Raw genomic sequence first — 17,028 nt, 5'->3', positions numbered from 1 at the left:
AGATTTAAGAATTTAGATTGAGATGAAAGCACTGATCTCAATATCCGTATTACTTTATTTATTAATTTGTTTTATACACGCTACCAAACTATCTCTCCAATAAGGAATCTCTATATTAAAAGTTTCTTTAATTTTAGTTTTATCCATAACTGAAAATGCCGGTCGCAAAGCTTTGGTCGGATAAGCAGAACCAGGAATAGGATTTACTTTGACTTGGGTTTGGCTAACATCAAAAATAGCCTTTGCAAAGTCGAACCATGAAGTTACACCTTCATTACTGTAATGGTAAATGCCATAGCTGGTTTGTCCGGATTCGATGATATCATATATTGCATTGGCCAGATCGATAGCATAGGTCGGCGTACCCACCTGATCGGCAATGATATTCAGTTCATCACGTTCTGCACCAAGTTTAAGCATGGTTTTCACAAAGTTATTTGCATATTCAGAATATAACCAGCTGGTACGAATGATGAAATGGGCAGGTAATATTGAGGCTACCGCTTTTTCACCATCTAATTTAGTTACACCGTAAACATTGATCGGTTTCGCCTCATCGCTTTCCTTTAGCAATTTAACGTCATTACCTTCAAAAACAAAATCTGTAGAAACATGGATTAACGTGGCACCATTTGCCAGGCAGCTTGACGCTAAATAAGCAGCCCCCGTTTCATTGATTGATTTGGAAAGATCAGCTTCATCTTCTGCTTTATCAACAGCAGTATAGGCTGCACAATTAATTACAAAGCCTGGTTGTTCTTTAGCTAAAAGGTCATTTAAACCACTTTCATTTAAGATATTTGCATCTTGCTCTGCCGGAAAAACAACTTCTGTAATCCCTCTGCGCTCTGCAACTACCTTTAAACACTGGCCCAACTGTCCACCCGCGCCAATTACTAATATCTTGCTCATATATGTTGAAGTTCAGCAAATGGTTTTAAAAGTAAGTCTTTATCAGAAACAGCCTGATGTTCTTCAGGAATTAACCAATCGATATTCAGGTCAGAATCGTTATAAATCACGCCGGTTTCTGAAGCCTTATTGAAAAAGTTATCGCATTTATATAAAAATTCGGCGGTTTCGCTCAACACTGAAAAACCATGTACAAATCCTCTCGGAATGTACAACTGCAATTTGTTTTCTGCGCTTAAACGCACAGCAACATGCTTACCGTAGGTTGGCGAACCTGGACGTACATCTACAGCAACATCCAATACCTCACCCTTGGTTACACGGACTAATTTAGCTTGCGCAAATTCACCGGTTTGTGCATGTAAACCACGTATAACGCCATAAGAAGAATAGGATTGATTATCCTGAACAAATCTTCCTGACAAACCAGTTTTTTCTTCAAAGGTATTTTGATTAAAACTTTCAAAGAAATAACCGCGGGCATCTTCAAATACCCTTGGTTTTATTATCAGACAGTCTTTTAAGCCTGTTTGTTCAATTTCCATTATTTACCGCTGTACTGTTGTTCGTAATAAGATTGATAGTTACCAGAAGTAACATTGTTTAACCATTCTTCATTTTGAAGATACCAGTCTACTGTCTTGGCCAAGCCTTCTTCAAATTGTAAGCTCGGCACCCAATCTAATTCCTTTTGCAGCTTGGTAGAATCAATAGCATAACGTAAATCGTGACCAGCGCGGTCAGTTACATAAGTAATCAATTTAGCTGATTCACCTTCTTCGCGACCCAGTTTTTGATCCATAATTGTACAAAGCAAGTTGATCAGATCAATATTTTTCCACTCGTTATGCCCACCAATATTATAAGTATCACCTGTTTTAGCGTTGTGGAAAATTACATCAATTGCCCGGGCATGATCTTCTACCCATAACCAATCGCGTACATTTTCACCCTTACCATAAACCGGCACAGGTTTGTTATTTTTAATATTATTAATGGCTAATGGAATCAGCTTTTCAGGAAAATGATGAGATCCGTAGTTGTTTGAGCAGTTAGAAATTACACAATCAATACCATAAGTATCGTGATAAGCCCTTACAAAATGATCGGAGCTAGCCTTTGATGCCGAATATGGACTATGCGGATCGTAAGCTGTAGTTTCAGTAAACATGCCTTCTTCGCCTAAAGCACCATAAACTTCATCCGTACTCACATGGTAAAAACGTTTTTTATCGTAATCACCTTTCCAATACTCGCGGGCAGCATTTAATAAATTTACTGTACCGATTACATTGGTAATTACAAAGGCCGTTGGATCTGAAATAGAACGGTCTACGTGACTTTCAGCTGCAAGGTGAATTACTGCATCAAAGTTTTCCGCTTTAAATAGATCGAACATTGCATTGGCATCAGCAATATCTTCCTTTACAAATCTATAATTCGGCTTATTTTCAATATCAGTTAAATTAGCCAGATTACCTGCGTAAGTAAGCTTATCTAAATTGACAATTTCGTATTGAGGATAGTTATTAACAAAACGACGAACTACATGGGAACCAATGAAGCCCGCACCACCAGTAATTAAGATTTTCTTCACGTTATAAATTGATTTTTGGGTCGTGCTAAATTAAATGTTTTTTAAACAACAAACAACTTAATTTGACATTATTAGCACCTGAATTGCTAAAAATCAACTCCTATTTAACGAATTACAGAAGAAAACGCTAATTAGCTCAGTTAATATACAATTCGAAGCTAATTTTATTAAATATTTACTACATTAGCACTTTTTCACCACTTTATTCCGCGCCAATTATTGACAAAATTAATTTTCATCTCGCAAGAATGTTAATTTTTTAACAATTACTTAATACCAAAAGGTGCAATTTTAGCTGAATACTCAACTTGCTGACTAGAAAAGGTTCCAAATCTTTATAAAAAGCAACCCTAACCCCAATATTACAGAGGTACACCTATAGTTAACCTTGATATAGCATCATTGTAGCGAACCGTTGTTTAAGATCAGGAATCATCATAAAGAACTTAACCAGCACCATGTTGATCACTATAATGCAGCCACAGAACTCTCTAATTCTTTATACCACTGCTCTCCATACTTTCGGATTAGTGGCCCCTTTAGAAAACTGTATACCGGCACTTTAAGTTCGCGGCCAAAAGTACAGGCATCATGGCAGATATGCCAACGATCATAGTTTAACACTTCAAATTCCGGATATTTGGTAATCCGGATAGGATACAAGTGGCAGGAAATCGGCTTTTGCCAATCTACAATCCCTTGCTCATATGCTTTTTCAATAGCGCATTTAGTAATACCGCCTTCGAACAACACATAAGCGCATTCTTTATTTTTATCTACACAAGGGGTAGTTAGATCGCCATCTTCATCCACTACATAAACGCCTTGTTCTTCAATCGCTTTAATACCCTTTTCGTTTAACAGGTGTTTTATTTTCGGGTAAATTTCTTCCAAAACGGCTTTTTCGTCATGATCTAGAGGCGCTCCGGAATCGCCTTCCACACAACAGATTCCTTTGCATTTGCTTAAATTACAAACAAAGTTTTCTTTCAATACATCTTCGTGCACCAGCACCTGTTCAACTTCTATCATCATTATTCTTTTGCTAAAGCATATTTCAGCCCATCGGCTGATTTTAATTCCATTGTAACTGCACCAACCAATATCTCAACCTGAGCCTTTACCGGCACCCGGTTTCCATCATCGGTTACCCAAAGGTATAACCGGCTATCTTTTTTAAATATACGCCCAGGCTTAATAGATGGGCTGAATTTCAAACAGCGGATATTACCTAACTTACTCTTTACCGTTTCTTTACCGATATACTCTACCTCCAATGCCGAAATCTCATCCCCTAAGAAATAGTTCAACTTAAACTTATCTCCAACTTTGATTTTACTCATATCCAGGCTTCGCGCAAAATAATATGCTGAAACGAGATCAAATGTTTGATTGGTTGGTGTAGTAAAGGTACCCCTGTTGGAAACAACTTTCTTTCCATCCTGATTGAAACGCGCCTTATCCTGTCGTCTATAACTGGCCTCACGGATATTCTCCTGATAGAAATAAGGTAAAAGATCAGTTTTATCAATATATGAATCGTAATGATCCCTTATCTTGTAAAAGATATCAAATGTACCCGAAGTCTGTGCATCAACCGTGAGTTTATATGTAGGTTTGTTATCAAACTTTAAATCAGAATTGGTTACTTTAATCGTGGCTTCGGCCGCAGTAATAAATCCATACCTCAGTTTATACTGTAATACCTCACCCTCCTGAAATACAGCCTCTTTCTTTAAGGGGAGTTGTTGTGCTACCGAGAGTAGACTACACAGGCAGGCTGTAACCGTTATCAATATTTTTTTCATTGCTTTTGTACTCATTTGTGTGTGTGTCATGAGAAAAAAACCATGTTTAATAGTATGGCCAAATTTTCCCTCTATGAAGATATACAAAAAGCCAACCAAAATTTAATCTTTCTTATATTCATACTTAATTACGAAGCACAGATCGATTAATACTATCCCGTTTGAACCGTAATTCTGGTATTTAATTTCAAGGTAAACCTAACCACGAAAATCAGGATCAGAGTCTATTTTCAAAAGATGCTGACTAGGTATTAGCTACAAGACAATTGAAAAAAACATTTCTACTTGTAAAATAAATCAGATAGCTAGCGGATCAGCATGACGATTGCTTAAGGCAGGGGGCTTAAAATTTAATCTTTCCTTTTATAAACAGGTACCGTAGAGCAAGGTTCGCCAAACATAATACTTTTCACGACCGGGGTGAGCAGATTGGTAACTTCTACATATGCAGCAACCGGCACCTCAATATCGCCACATCCTTTGATCACCACACGCTCGTTAGCATAATCCTGTGGATTAATTTTAGCCAATGCCTTAGTAAATAAAACCGTTTCTAACGTATTTAAGTCGCCGAATACCACTTCGTTTGCATAGGGCTTTAGCTTATTGGCCAGCAGCATATAGGCCCAGGTTGGCACAATAGCATCTGCAGAGCAGGTGATGGCCACATTCTTATCCTGATACTGTGCCCAATCGTGATCTTTGATAAATGTCCGAAAATCTTTTTCCCTCAGCATTAAACCGTGGAAGAGATTATTGACAATATCATATACGACCCTTTCTCCTTTATGATAAAAATCCTCAAGGTTTAAGGTAATCAAACCACTATTAGCAACTTTATTGATGATGTTTTCCTGAATTTCCATGGCCTTAAATAAAAAAACCGTTCCGACTAATCATCGGAACGGCTACAAAATTACATATTTTCTAATTAATAGAATTTCACGCGATTGTCTTTTATCTTGGCATTATCCTGCAAAGCCTGAAAAGCTGATCCTAATGAACGCTGACCTAAACTTAACAACATGCTTTCTTTTTGTTTAAACATATTTGCAATTGGAGCAGGATTTGTAAATCCATCAACGGTAAATACATATACACCACGCTCACCCTGAACAGGAGCAGACAATTTACCCGGCTGTGAACCAAATACACTACCTACCAATGCATTTTCCTGTGCAACACCTGGAATTACAGGATTAGCAAATACTACGTTCTGAACTGGATTAACCGGACGGGCAACTTTCGCCGCCACCTGATCAATAGTTCCTTTACCAGCATTCACTAATTTCTCTTTCAATTGTTTGGCCTTAACCGCATTAAGTACCATTGGTTCGATTTCTTTTTTCACATCAGCCAATGATAAAATGCCTTTAGGACTAATGTTGGTTAAGCGTGCCACCACGTAAGCATTGCTCATGGTATAAATTTCTGGCAAAACATCGCCTTTATCTGCTGCGTAGGCATCCTGGATCAGTTTACGTGGATTATCTAAACCTGCCGCAAATCCTTGTGTTGCTGTAACTCTATCTGCTACACCTACTTTTAGGCCCTTTTGAGCTGCAAATTTACTGAAATCGTTACCTTTTACATCAGTTAAGAAACTGCTCGCGGCTTTATAAGCTGCAGCCTGGGTTTTGCTGCTTGCGGCCAGTGCTTTTTCTACATAGGCTAATTTAGCTACTTTAGAAGAACCGATTTGCTTTTCAATTTTAATCACATGATAACCAAACTGCGATTTTACCACTTTAATATCACCGGTTTTACCATCAAAAGCAGCATTTTCGAATTCAGGAACCATTGCACCACGCGCAAACGTACCTAACTCGCCACCTTTATCCTTTGAGCCATCTACACTGTAGTTTTTAGCCAGTTCAGCAAAATTGCCACCTTTCAAAACTAATCCTTTTAATGAATCAGCTAATTTAAGTGCTTTATCTTCGCCGCCAACTTTAGCCGGGTCAATTAAGATATGGCTTGCTTTTACCGAATCAGGAGACATACGGGTAGCCACCACTTTTACGATTTTGTAGGAGTTGCCGCTTAATTTCGGACCGTAGAAACTGCCCGCAGGTAAAGCAAATACCGCTGAATCAACTGCAGGATCCAATTTACCTTTTGTAATATAGGTAAAAGGAACTTTTACGTCAGAATTGATCGCTGCAAAAAGCGAATCATTTTTAGCCACCTGGAAATCAGCAGCAATTTTATCTACCTGAGCTTTGATGGCCATTGAATCGGCTTTATTAGGACTGATACTGAAAGTAACATACTCAAAAGCACGTGTTTCCTGCGGATTGTTGAAACGCGCTTTATTCTGATCATAGTATTCCGAATAATCAGCATCCGTTAATTTAACCGATTTATCAGGAACTGAAGCATAATCTAAACTTACATATTTGAAATTAGCCAGTTTGTTACGGTTGTTATATTCGTCTGTAGCTTCTAATGAAGTTACATAAACCGAATTACGGATTAAGTTGGAATATTTGGTTTGTAATGCCTGGTTTTTAATTTCCTCCTGTAACATATTAGATTGTTGCAAAGCCTGAGGATCTTTTGATTTCAAAAAGTTCATCAAGGTAGCACGGTCCAATTGTCCGGTTTGTGGATTGGAAAAATATTGTTTGATCAACGGGCTGGGGTTTTGACCTTGTAACAGATCTAACAACTCGTCTTCTGATATGGTTAAACCTAAGCGATCATACTCTTTAGTTAACAAAACTTTTGCTAACTCTGCATTCCAGGCCTGATCAACAGCCATAGCCGTCATCTGAGCATTGGCACTACCACCGTATTGTTGTTTCATCTGGTTTACGCCCTGATCAACCTTTGGCCCGAATTCATCGATATTGATGTCGTTACCATCAATAGTTCCTACCACTTTTTGATTTGCGGACCAAAAAGGTTTACCCACGTTAATTGCATCACCTACTAAAAATGCAACAATTGCAAAACCGATTGCAAAGACCAGAATATAGCCCGCACGGTTGCGCAAAAATGTCATTAATCCCATATTGTATTTATAATTTATTTAGTTCTTTTTTAAGAGGGCGCAAGATACAAATTTGCCTTAAAAAAGAAAATACAAAATTTTATTTATCAAGCACCTAATTATTAAGGGGATGGAAGAGGCAAGAATGGAGGACGGGAGAGGTAAGAATGGAGGATGGAAGAAAAGAAATTTGGCTTTGAATCTATAAATATTTAGAAGGTTTCCGACTTACCTCACCCATCTCACATCTCAAATCTCAAATCTCAAATCTCAAATCTCAAATCTCACATCTCAAATCTCAAATCAATCAGGGCGCTACACCTTCTTTCATATTCAATTCGCCATTTCCGCTATCCATTTCGTAGGTACTAAAATCCTGTGGTGCCTTGAAATTTATTCCTTCACCCACGCTTCCATCAATTCCCTTTACGTATACCCGCTGGTTGGAGTAGAAAATTTTCTTTGATTCATCCCAGATTAATTCCTGCGAGGAGAAGGTATCACCCTTACTGCTTTTCACTACTACATTTTTCCTGAATTCCGTTTTGAGCTCATTATCCCTTCTAATGGCATAATCGCAAACCAGGTTTCCATCAATGGTGCCGTTCGGGTTATAAAAGTCGATGTTAACCCCTTTGATCATCTCTTGATAAGTGCTCCCGTTAGCGGGCGTAACTTTATCCAGTATCGGGGCAACACCTTTTGCTTTGATCCTGGCAGAATCGCTGTAAATAATATCTACACCTAACGTTCGGTCGCGGGAGAGGATGGTCTTATTTATCGAAACAGCATCTGCTTTTTTTAGATCGTCGTCTCCACAGGAAGCCAGAAAAAAAGGCAATACCAGAAAAAGACCATATAAAAATGCTTTTAATTTCATTAATCTACGCGGTACTTACGAAACCAGGTATCGTTCAGGGTAAAACCCAGGTGGAAATTAATATACTGCTCTTTAACCAGATTATTATTTAATGTTCCTCTTTGTCCGAGTTCTGTTGTAAAATTGATTTTATAAAATGCAGTACCACCATTTGCAGTAGGTAACGGGAACCCAAAACCTAAAGATGCACCCATTTGCTTAATATCCTGATTACCGATTTTAATATAAGTCTTATCGTAATTAAAACCGATACGATAATCTATACGCTTCAGGTAACTATTGTAAGAAAATGCATCGGGTGTCCATTGCCCACCTAAAGAAGCTCCCCAGCTATCCTGCAAACCCTGGTTTACATCATTGATACTGGTTTTAGACCATTTACCCATTCTAAAATCGGCGCCAATTAACCATTTATCATTCTGTTGGATGGCGATCCCAAAATTATGGGTTAAGGGTAAGGTAAGATTTGATTTTCCGTTATTTACCGTATTTAAAGTATCTGCAGCAGTACTCTCATTCCCGTCCTGATCTCTTGTATACAAAGTAGCATATGAAGTGAGGGTAGAGTTAACCTTTCCGGAAGTGCTTCCCGAGTAACCCAGGGTAACGATTGTTTTTTTACCTAATGTAAAATCGTACTGAATACCATAAGAATAGCTTAAGCCGGCAACACTATTTTTGGTCTGAAGTTTCGCATTGTAAGAACCTGCACTGTTAAACTCTGTAGCACGGGTGTTCTGAAGGTTGCCGAAAATGTATTCCAGGTTACCGCCAATTCTTAAATGGTCGCCAAAACGGTAACCATAGCCTAAATAGGCTTTTGATAAACCGCCTTCTCCTTCATAAAGCTGATTTAAGGTTGTAGTATCAACTTTCACAGTATTCCTGTAGTTATAACCCAGATCGGAATAAGGTAAAATACCAAAACTCAATGCCGATCTTCTGGTAACAGGAGCGGCAAAGGCCAGGTGACTGAAAGTAGAGTTAAAACTTGATTCGCTTAAATTGTTGCGCGTGAGGTTGGTTACACTTGCGCTCATACCAATATCAATAGTGGTTAGCGAAATACCAGCATATGATGCCGGATTCTGCATATTAATATTATTGAAACCGGTGACTTTGCTTACAGCGGTAGAAATCCCGCCCATTGCCCTAAACTGAGGCAGTAAAGATCCTTTTATATTTCCGAGCCCATATCTTGAATATGGTGATGAAGTTGTAACCTGTGCCTGAGCATTTAAACCACAAACAAGAACGAGTATGGTTGCAATATAATTTATTCTTTTGTACATTTTAATCTGCAATAGCTTCATTTAATCCTTTTAATACTAAGTAAGGATCTTTTATAATTTGAGGCGCAAAGATGCTGTTTTGTAATTGTTTATACAAAAAATTAGCATCCCCCCCTGTTATAATTACCTTCAGAGCACTTTCTTTTTTATTATTTATGGCAATAAAGCCTTCAATTTCATTTATTATCCCTTGTAAAACACCGTTTTTAATGGCTGATAAAGTGTCGGTTCCCTCCGGTACCTCATCATGTTCGTTCCAGTCTACCAATGGCAAGCGCCCCGTAAATTCGTGCACTGCCTTAAAGCGCATTCTTATACCCGGACTTATACTGCCTCCGAAATATTCTCTGGAGCTGCTTAAAACATCATAGGTGATGCAGGTACCCGCATCAACCACTAAAGTGGCATCTGCCGGATGTAAACCGTTGGCACCCAGAATAGCAGCCCACCTATCTAAACCCAGTGTAACCGGTGTTTTATATCTGTTCTGCACACCATTTGTTAACAGGGCTGAAAAACGGATGTAAGCTGTATGCTTTTTCAAAAATACCTCTAACGGCCCGATTTCCTGGTTAACACTGCTAATGATAGATTTTGTTGGCGAAAACTTCTCAACCAATTGAGCCAGATCGAGTATCCCGATCTTATTAAAACGCTGATGGTGAACAATTTCTTTATTTGCAAAAACACCAACTTTAACAGCAGAATTTCCAATATCGATGCTTAAACTACGCATTTAAAATCTCCCGTTGCAAATAATATGTTCTCAGAAATTCCAATGTCCCCATTTTTTTATCCATCTTAATTAAAACTAAAAAGCTTCAATTATAAAATCGTTCACAAAGCTATCAATCTTTGTTAAGTTTCATTCTAGTTATTTGTTAAAAAAGGTTAAACAAAAAGAAAATACTGTATGGAAAGCACAAATAAAACGAATAATGTCTCGTAAAACCAACGCTTTTTGGCATTGCTGAAATAGTAGGCGAGCAGTACCGATCCGGGTGGCACGCAAAGCAAAAAATGCCAGGTCCTGAAATTAGGTTTAAGGTAAAAACTGGCTGCAGAAATAATAAACATGAAAAACAACAGCTGAAAACTTTTCCTTGTACTGATGAAACTTCTGAAAAAATTTTCGCGCAGCTGTAGCGATGCCAATATCATAATTACCGTTACGGGAATCAGCACCAGATAATCGTTATAGTTGATTTTAAAAACCGAGGGGAACTTATTCCCCAAGGGCCTCCAAATCTGATAAAACGAGCTTAAATTATCATTCCAGTAATAAAACACTGCCAGAAAAAAGAAAACCGTAATAAAGCCGATTAAGCCAGCCACCCATTCGCGCCAGTTAAAGGATCTAAAAAGCAACAACGCTAAAAAGATCATCAGCAACATGGCCATAAACGGAAAATAGATTAAGGTTCCAACTCCAATAATCATCCCGATATCGAAAATGGTAGTGATGGAATTTGCACTTTTGCCCAGTTTTAAAAATTTATCAATGATCCAGATCAACAGAAAGTTACATAATAATGCCGGACTCAGGATCATAAAAGGCATAAACAAGCTTGTTCCTGTAATAAACATCAGCCCTGGCAGAAAATTGGGTTTGGCTAATAAATTATGGTTATTCACCACCCAATTGAAAATTAATGCCTGTACATACACTAAAAGTGCCGCAATAAAAATATTGGTATAAGGAGTAAAGGCATGATCTAAGTCAATATTGATCAGTAAACGCGCAAAAGGCTCCAAAAAATCAAAGTTCAGTTGATCATGCGTTTCCTGAAAAATGGCAATACGCAAAAAGAACGTGTACGCCAGCAAGAATACGAGGTTAACTGGATTTAGTTTTCTAAACTGATTAATCATGCCTTTAAAAGAGTAGGCAAAGTAAAGAAAATAATTTTAGAGTAGGGGAAGAAAGATTAAAGCGGGGAGAAGATTAGAGCGGAAAGAACAAAGCTTAAAGCCAGGATTTAGAGAATGGTTAGTCTGAGCTGAGTCGGAGACAGAGGAGTAAGAACAAAAGTATATACTGAAGAGCGAAGGTGTTATTTTTTTTTGAAAGCAGGTTTCTGTTCTTTTCGGCTAAGGTAGCCCTGCCATACGCTTTATCCCGATGAAAAATCGGGATGCCCGCTCCTGTCAGGTTTAGATTACTTCGTACATTGCGACTGAATTTAAGCATAAAAGCTAAAACATAGAGATGCACATAATGTCCATTGGAATTCTACATTGTAATAAGAGATTGCTTCGTCAGCTGAAAAAGCCTCCCTATAATGACATTTTAATTTGACCTGCTGGCTATCACTTTGGACTACAGACTAAAGACTTAGGTCTATAACCTAAACCCTCGCATATTTCTTCACCATATCATCAATAATCCGGGCGGTTTCATCCGGAAAATCGAACTCATGTTTCTGAGGATTTTCTACCCAGTTTTTAACAATTGGCAGCCAGTTACGGGTACTTCCCCAGATAACAGGCAAGCCAAACTGTTTTAAGGCATAGGCATTACATTGCTGTTCAAACTGGAAACGCATGGGTGCAACCAGTAGTTTTTTCTTTAAATAAAGCGCTTCTGCAGGGCCCTCAAAACCTCCGCCCGTAAATAAACCTTCGCAGGTAGCCAGGCTTTTGTTAAATTTTTCGTTGTTAACCGGCTCTACAAAAACATTCCCTTCGCGATAAGCAATTTTGCTGTGTTTGGAGAAAACCTGCCAGGTGACTTCAGGGAGTTGTTTAAAAAGCTTAACCAGGCGTTTATCGTCAATGGCCGGGAGATAGACCGTATAGTGTCCTAAATTTTCATTTTTGAGATTTCGGATCTCTGCCCTGATTACAGGCGTATGGATAAAGCTATCATAACGGTCGAAGTGGAAGCCAATGTGGTGTTTGGTTGGTGCATAGCGGCTCAAAATAAGCTTACCCCAATCTAGAGTTCTTGGGCGGGGTACTTTTTTCGATTTAAATGCTGCCTGATGACTTAATGACACACATTCTATACCCTGCAATTTACAGGCCCAAGCACTTACGGGTTCGAAATCGTTAACGATTAAATTGTATTCTTTAAGCGGTAGCTGTTTCATATCTTTCCTAAAACGGAAAAGATTCATATTCAACCACGTTTTATAATGATCTACCCCGCCTTTTTTACCAAAAATGAAACTGAAACCATGTAATTGGTACTTTACAGGCTGACTCAGTTTTACATCGGCCTGCGTACCACTTACCAAAATATCCAGTTCGCCATATTTTTGAAGCAAAGGAATAATTTCCCGTGCCCTGCTGATATGACCGTTACCTGTTCCCTGTATTGCGTAAAGTATCTTCATTTATGCCCGAATATCTAAAATTATTGGGCAATTTCATATTTTATATTCTGCAAAAGAATATTGATGTCCAGTTTACTCTTCAAATCTTCTGCATCTGAAAGCATTCCTTCCTCCAGTTGATCTTTCGTAAAATGCTGGTGTTCATACTTAAACACCGTCCATTTTTTATCCTGGTATTCTAAGGCCGTTAAACTTTCTACCCAATCACCGCTGTTCAGATACGTTACTTTTCCGGCAGCAGTTGCCATTTCGCGTTGCTCGGCCTGGTGAATATGGCCACATACCACATACTCGTAACCCTTTTCAATAGCCAGTTCTGCTGCCGTTTGTTCAAAACTGTTGATGAACTTAACGGCATCTTTAAACTTGGCTTTGATTTTTTTTGAAAAGCTCATTTTTTCCTTTCCAAAGGCCGTTAATACCCAATTTACAAAACTGTTGATCAGGATCAGCGTATCGTAACCAACAGCTCCCAATTTAGCCAGCCACTTGGAATGCTGCATAGTCACATCAAAAACATCACCATGGAAAAACCAGGCCTTCTTCCCGTCCAGTTCTAAAATCAACTTATTCTGTAAATGAAAAGTACCCATTTCCATGCCGTCGAACTTGCGAAGCATCTCATCATGGTTTCCGGTAAGATAATGAACCTGCACCCCTTCCGAAACGAATTTCATCAGCTTACGGATGACCTTCATATGCGATTCGGGCCAGTAACTTTTGCTAAACTGCCAGATATCGATAATATCTCCATTTAAGATTAATGTTTTGGGTTTAATACTTTTAAGATACTTTAAAAGTTCTTTAGCATGGCAGCCATAAGTACCCAGGTGTACATCAGAGATTACGACTACATCGAGATTTCTTTTATCCATAAAAAGGAAAGTTCAGGGGAAAGGATATTAATACCGCCCGGTTTAAGCAGTTTAGAGTTAAATTAAACGTGTTACCACTCTTCTTCCTCATCGAGTTTTACCTCAAACGGGCTAAAGAAATAAATTACAACAATTAATAAGCATACGGCAAAGAATGACTCTAACATATTACCTGATTTTCATTACAAAGATAAGACGCTGGATATCAAACAAATGTTACGACACTGTTAAATTATTATGCTATTTGATAAAGATTGTTAAAATGAGTAAGGGTGCTTAATTGGTCAACCGCTTTCGGATTGTTATAGATAAGTGGTTTGTAGGTCAAACTAAAGGTAATTACAGGTTAGATTTCGAAAATGAGCGGTTCATCTTTCTTGGCAATTACAGTCCCGCTATCGCTTTTAGTCCTCGCTGCGCTCCAGGCTATTCCGCTCTATCGGGTTTAGAAACAAGGGTTTGTGCACCCTGCAACCCTGAAGATGGAATGCTTTTCTTGCTCAATCACCCCTGCCCGTTGCAGGCGGCGAGCCGATGCGAGAATTGAGCCAAAGATAAAACCTCATTCATTGATTTTCATGCTATAAATTATCAAGCAGGATGACAAAACGAGGAGATATTCCGTACTTCTGCGTTTTCGTGGCTGGATATCATTGAAAAAAGTTGCGAAAGAAAAAACCCCGTAGGATCAAATCGTACGGGGTTATAAATTATCTAAAAAGAATTTAAGCTTTAACCGCTTTCTTTTTCTTCTTTTCTTCTGAATAAAAGCCAAAACCTAATCCGGCCAATAACAAGATTGATCCTGCCAAAGAGATTTTCTCTCCGGTATAATATGATGTTGGATGGAAAATAAACTCAAGCTTATGGTTACCGGCCGGTAATTGTGCTGCACGTAAAACGTAATCGGCCCTGAAGTATGGCTTTTCTACTCCATCTACATACATTTTCCAGCCCTTATCGTAATAGATCTCTGAAAACACTGCAATTGCATCTTTAGCTGTTGAATATTCGTAAGTTAAATGATCAGGATTGTAACTGGTCAATTTGATAAACCCTTCCTGACCAGTGCCTAAACGCTTGGTATCAATCAGGTTTTTATATCTTTCATCAACAATAGCCTCTTTTTTTGCATCGAAACTGCTGATTGCCTTCATTTCTTCGTCGGCGTTTTTAGCAAACTGCACACTTTGTACAAACCAGGCATTACCCGCAGCTGTTGGGTTACGCTGCATTTTATACGATCCGTTTTGCTGATCTTGTGTAATGATGTACTTGGTATTTAACATATCAAGAACGTCTTGATTAATGCTTTTGGTCATTTGGTTATCTACCAGTTCCTGGAAACGTTTTAACCTTGCCGAGTGAAAACCACCAACAGTTTTATGAAAATATGAGGTTTCTGCGCTTTTGAAAGGATCACCCAAAGACATGTCGAAAACCCTGAAGTTTGGATCTTTATCGGCGGAGATAAAATTATCTACATCTCTGGGCTGATAGTGATTCTCCAGTTCTGATTTGCTTACAAAGTTCTGGTTATTTAAATATCTACGGTCTACCTGCCATAAATCGATCAGCACAAACAAAGCCAATAAACCAAAGGCCAATTGCATATTCATCTTTTTGGTGATGAAAGCCCAGGTGATACCAAAACCAACGGCGATAAACAATAAAGAACGTAATGCATCGGTACGCGCCAAAGATACACGATCAGCAACAACGCCATTTAAAATCTCCATAGCCGCAGCACGGTTATTTTGTAAGGTTTGTGCTAAAGCTTCTAAAACCTGTGGTTGGTTAGTCTGTGTGAAACTGAAAAATGCAGTCGGGATTACGGCAATAATTAAGGCGAAACCACCGGTTATACCCGCAGACCATGTTAGACGCTGTACTAAATATTTTTGATCGTATTTACCGTCCTGTGCTTCCTTTATTGCCAGTATTGCCAATAAAGGAACCAGCAAGCCAACAACAGCCAAAATAGACTCAACTGCCCTGAATTTGTTGTAACCTGGCAGGTAATCAAAAAATAGATCAGAGATAAACGGAAGGTTTTGTCCGAATGACAGGAACAATAACAAAACACTGGTTCCCAGGATCCACCATTTCCAGCGGTGTTTTACAATAAACAAGCCAAAAACGAACAAGAAACAGATAATTGCTCCAAAATAATATGGACCAGATGTACCTGGCTTATTACCCCAATACTGGTTAGTACCCAAATTTTGTGCAACATAGCCTATGGCCTGACGTGGATCTACACCCTGAAGGCTTTTCTCTACCGCTTTATAGGTATTACTCTCAGGTTTAATCATTTCATCAATACTGCTGGCACCGCCATAAATATTCGGAATCAGGAATGAGAAACTCTCGCCAACACCCTGGCTCCATTGGTAAGCATATGTTTTATCCAAACCATTTGCAGGTTCGGCTTTATCGGTTGTTAAGTTAGATTTGCCACGGATGGTTTCTTTACCATACTCGTAGGTGGTCCATAAAGTACCTGCATTTACTAATACCGACAGGAAAATACCAGCAACAATATAAGCGATTGATTTACCAAAAGTTTGAAGCTGCTTTGCTTTGATGGCATGATAGAGCTCGATACAGCCTAAAATAAATAAGGCTATAAATAAATAATAGGTCATTTGGATGTGGTTCGAACGAATCTCCAAAGCCATAAACAATGCCAATAAACTTGCACCAACCAGGTATCTTCCCCTTAGGGTGAGAATTATGGCCGCTAAAATAGGGGCAAAGAAACCAATAGCCAAAGCTTTATTACTGTGCCCTGCAGCTATAATGATAAAATTATAAGAGGTAAAAGCAAAAGCAATAGCGCCTGCAGCTGCAAGCCATGGATTTATCTTCAATACACAGAACAATAAATACGCGCCTAAAAGGTACAATAAAACCGTTCCAACTGGGTCAGGAAATATCCCTTTAATTACATCGATACCATAGGTAGTAATGTTAAGCGGATACTGTACCCAGATCTGATAAGCGGGCATACCACCAAACATCTGGTTGGTCCAAAGTGGTCCTTTACCATCTTTTGCCTTAATATCCATAATTTCTTTCTGCATGGCTTTAGCCTGCAAAACATCGCCTTGCTGTGGCGCCTTGCCTTGTAAAACAGGACTGAAGTAGGCAAAAGTAATGACTACAAAAAATGCAATAATGGCCAAGTGAATGCCATTTTTATTAAACCAGTTATTCATTAAGGTTTGTTTAAGTTTAAACGAACGTCAAAAATAAAAAATTGGCCGGTATAAAAAAGCAATAAATGAAATGCATGCTGAATAAAAAATTAGATTTGTGATCAAGAATA

General features: G+C 38.6%; 14 protein-coding genes. All 14 read right to left on the bottom strand.

Features of this window, described 5'->3' with window-relative positions:
- Window positions 1-54: 54 nt before the first annotated feature.
- The 14 genes from rfbD to ACIQXP_RS10895 all read right to left on the bottom strand — a co-directional run bounded on the left by rfbD (window position 55) and on the right by ACIQXP_RS10895 (window position 16,918).
- Entirely contained in the window at window positions 55-912 is an 858-nt protein-coding gene (rfbD, locus tag ACIQXP_RS10960; RefSeq protein WP_293743987.1) for a dTDP-4-dehydrorhamnose reductase, read from the bottom strand.
- Window positions 909-1,457 carry a dTDP-4-dehydrorhamnose 3,5-epimerase gene (gene rfbC / locus ACIQXP_RS10955; RefSeq protein WP_293743985.1) on the bottom strand — a complete coding sequence of 183 codons (549 nt, stop codon included), beginning with the start codon at window positions 1,455-1,457 and terminating at the stop codon, window positions 909-911. The genes rfbD and rfbC overlap by 4 nt, the downstream gene beginning before the upstream one ends.
- A complete protein-coding gene (rfbB, locus tag ACIQXP_RS10950; protein ID WP_293743983.1) occupies window positions 1,457-2,509 on the bottom strand; it encodes a dTDP-glucose 4,6-dehydratase in 1,053 nt (350 codons plus the stop codon). The genes rfbC and rfbB overlap by 1 nt, the downstream gene beginning before the upstream one ends.
- A 468-nt stretch (window positions 2,510-2,977) precedes the next feature.
- Window positions 2,978-3,541, bottom strand: a complete 564-nt coding sequence (locus ACIQXP_RS10945; RefSeq protein ID WP_134204564.1) for a DUF3109 family protein — start codon at window positions 3,539-3,541, stop codon at window positions 2,978-2,980.
- A 2-nt stretch (window positions 3,542-3,543) separates the two neighbouring features.
- Complete coding sequence (locus ACIQXP_RS10940; protein ID WP_134204909.1) at window positions 3,544-4,317, bottom strand: DUF3108 domain-containing protein; 774 nt, start codon at window positions 4,315-4,317, stop codon at window positions 3,544-3,546.
- 350 nt (window positions 4,318-4,667) lie between these two features.
- Entirely contained in the window at window positions 4,668-5,183 is a 516-nt protein-coding gene (locus ACIQXP_RS10935) for a DUF2480 family protein (RefSeq protein WP_293743981.1), read from the bottom strand.
- 65 nt (window positions 5,184-5,248) lie between these two features.
- The gene (locus ACIQXP_RS10930) at window positions 5,249-7,333 is read right to left on the bottom strand and encodes a peptidylprolyl isomerase (protein WP_293743979.1); all 2,085 of its coding nucleotides are present in this window, start codon (window positions 7,331-7,333) and stop codon (window positions 5,249-5,251) included.
- 286 nt (window positions 7,334-7,619) lie between these two features.
- Window positions 7,620-8,192, bottom strand: coding sequence for a hypothetical protein (locus ACIQXP_RS10925; protein WP_090980845.1), 573 nt, complete (start codon window positions 8,190-8,192; stop codon window positions 7,620-7,622).
- Window positions 8,192-9,505: a BamG family beta-barrel-assembly machinery protein gene (locus tag ACIQXP_RS10920; RefSeq protein WP_145858679.1), complete on the bottom strand. Its 1,314-nt coding sequence runs from the start codon at window positions 9,503-9,505 to the stop codon at window positions 8,192-8,194. Before ACIQXP_RS10920 ends, ACIQXP_RS10925 begins: the two co-directional genes overlap by 1 nt.
- Entirely contained in the window at window positions 9,486-10,220 is a 735-nt protein-coding gene (locus ACIQXP_RS10915) for a type III pantothenate kinase (RefSeq protein WP_293743976.1), read from the bottom strand. The genes ACIQXP_RS10920 and ACIQXP_RS10915 overlap by 20 nt, the downstream gene beginning before the upstream one ends.
- Before the next feature lie 155 nt (window positions 10,221-10,375).
- Window positions 10,376-11,356: a DUF6427 family protein gene (locus ACIQXP_RS10910; protein WP_387505368.1), complete on the bottom strand. Its 981-nt coding sequence runs from the start codon at window positions 11,354-11,356 to the stop codon at window positions 10,376-10,378.
- Window positions 11,357-11,832: 476 nt separating this feature from the next.
- Window positions 11,833-12,822 (bottom strand): glycosyltransferase family protein, encoded by a 990-nt coding sequence (locus ACIQXP_RS10905; protein ID WP_387505369.1) that lies wholly within the window; start codon window positions 12,820-12,822, stop codon window positions 11,833-11,835.
- A gap of 20 nt (window positions 12,823-12,842) precedes the next feature.
- Window positions 12,843-13,697 (bottom strand): UDP-2,3-diacylglucosamine diphosphatase, encoded by an 855-nt coding sequence (locus ACIQXP_RS10900; protein ID WP_387505370.1) that lies wholly within the window; start codon window positions 13,695-13,697, stop codon window positions 12,843-12,845.
- A gap of 725 nt (window positions 13,698-14,422) precedes the next feature.
- On the bottom strand, window positions 14,423-16,918 hold the full coding sequence (locus ACIQXP_RS10895) for a YfhO family protein (protein ID WP_387505371.1): 2,496 nt from the start codon (window positions 16,916-16,918) through the stop codon (window positions 14,423-14,425).
- Window positions 16,919-17,028 lie beyond the last annotated feature (110 nt).

Origin of the sequence: Pedobacter suwonensis (assembly GCF_044762335.1) — a bacterium.
In the GTDB taxonomy this organism is placed as follows: Bacteria; Bacteroidota; Bacteroidia; order Sphingobacteriales; family Sphingobacteriaceae; genus Pedobacter.
The sequence above is the reverse complement of the archived record's forward strand: the minus strand, read 5'-3'. Positions and strand labels throughout refer to the sequence as shown.

Coding starts and splice junctions, on each gene's coding strand:
- rfbD (WP_293743987.1), bottom strand. CDS start 912: ATGAGCAAGATATTAGTAATTGGCGCGGGTGGACAGTTGGGCCAGTGT.
- rfbC (WP_293743985.1), bottom strand. CDS start 1,457: ATGGAAATTGAACAAACAGGCTTAAAAGACTGTCTGATAATAAAACCA.
- ACIQXP_RS10945 (WP_134204564.1), bottom strand. CDS start 3,541: ATGATAGAAGTTGAACAGGTGCTGGTGCACGAAGATGTATTGAAAGAA.
- ACIQXP_RS10940 (WP_134204909.1), bottom strand. CDS start 4,317: ATGAAAAAAATATTGATAACGGTTACAGCCTGCCTGTGTAGTCTACTC.
- ACIQXP_RS10935 (WP_293743981.1), bottom strand. CDS start 5,183: ATGGAAATTCAGGAAAACATCATCAATAAAGTTGCTAATAGTGGTTTG.
- ACIQXP_RS10930 (WP_293743979.1), bottom strand. CDS start 7,333: ATGGGATTAATGACATTTTTGCGCAACCGTGCGGGCTATATTCTGGTC.
- ACIQXP_RS10925 (WP_090980845.1), bottom strand. CDS start 8,192: ATGAAATTAAAAGCATTTTTATATGGTCTTTTTCTGGTATTGCCTTTT.
- ACIQXP_RS10920 (WP_145858679.1), bottom strand. CDS start 9,505: ATGAAGCTATTGCAGATTAAAATGTACAAAAGAATAAATTATATTGCA.
- ACIQXP_RS10915 (WP_293743976.1), bottom strand. CDS start 10,220: ATGCGTAGTTTAAGCATCGATATTGGAAATTCTGCTGTTAAAGTTGGT.
- ACIQXP_RS10910 (WP_387505368.1), bottom strand. CDS start 11,356: ATGATTAATCAGTTTAGAAAACTAAATCCAGTTAACCTCGTATTCTTG.
- ACIQXP_RS10905 (WP_387505369.1), bottom strand. CDS start 12,822: ATGAAGATACTTTACGCAATACAGGGAACAGGTAACGGTCATATCAGC.
- ACIQXP_RS10900 (WP_387505370.1), bottom strand. CDS start 13,697: ATGGATAAAAGAAATCTCGATGTAGTCGTAATCTCTGATGTACACCTG.
- ACIQXP_RS10895 (WP_387505371.1), bottom strand. CDS start 16,918: ATGAATAACTGGTTTAATAAAAATGGCATTCACTTGGCCATTATTGCA.